General features: G+C 47.6%; 2 protein-coding genes. Both read left to right on the top strand.

Going from position 1 to position 567, the window contains the following annotated elements; all coding sequences use genetic code 11:
- The coding region (locus Y887_RS21135; RefSeq protein WP_211257004.1) for a hypothetical protein at nucleotides 1–277 on the top strand (277 nt) is incomplete at its 5' end.
- Nucleotides 274–477, top strand: a complete 204-nt coding sequence (locus Y887_RS20505) for a hypothetical protein (RefSeq protein WP_157004348.1) — start codon at nucleotides 274–276, stop codon at nucleotides 475–477. The genes Y887_RS21135 and Y887_RS20505, both read left to right, overlap by 4 nt.
- The last annotated feature ends 90 nt before the right edge of the window (nucleotides 478–567 follow it).

Below are 567 nucleotides of genomic sequence, written 5' to 3'. Positions count from 1 at the left end.
CCGCTTATGTACACGCACTCAAGGCGAGTACCAAGAAGTTTTCCGTGCAATGGTAGCGGAAGTCCTCAAGGTGCACCCGTGGGCTAATCCTTTACTACAGCCGCAGTGCATCGGTATGGGCAAGTGCGCATTCCCTCGCCACGGGAAGGCCCACTGCCCATGGTATCGTGATTGGATGGATACCACTGCGCAGCAAGAAGAATTACGCATTCAGTTTTGGAATGCGATGCCAATCACCAATAATCCAGTTGCCAAAGATGGAGTATCAAAAGGATGAGCTTTAAAAATAATCAAATCTTAAACGTATTCGACCTTGACGGAACGCTGTTTGATGACCGTTGGCGATTGGACCGTATCAGGGTTGCAGGTCCGTTGTCAGACTATGATGATTATCACAGCGGCATTGGTTATGATCAGTTCTATCCTAACATTGCATCAGCAGTAGAGGCCGCATCTCTTCCCGGCGAGGCGGTTTAAAATTGGACCGCCAGAACAGAAAAATACAGGAAATTGACCTTTGCACGGCTGCGCAATGTTTTCCCTTTTGATGAATTTACAATCAAGATG

Origin of the sequence: Xanthomonas pisi DSM 18956, from assembly GCF_001010415.1 — a bacterium.
Lineage (GTDB): Bacteria > Pseudomonadota > Gammaproteobacteria > Xanthomonadales > Xanthomonadaceae > Xanthomonas > Xanthomonas pisi.
The sequence above is the reverse complement of the archived record's forward strand: the minus strand, read 5'-3'. Positions and strand labels throughout refer to the sequence as shown.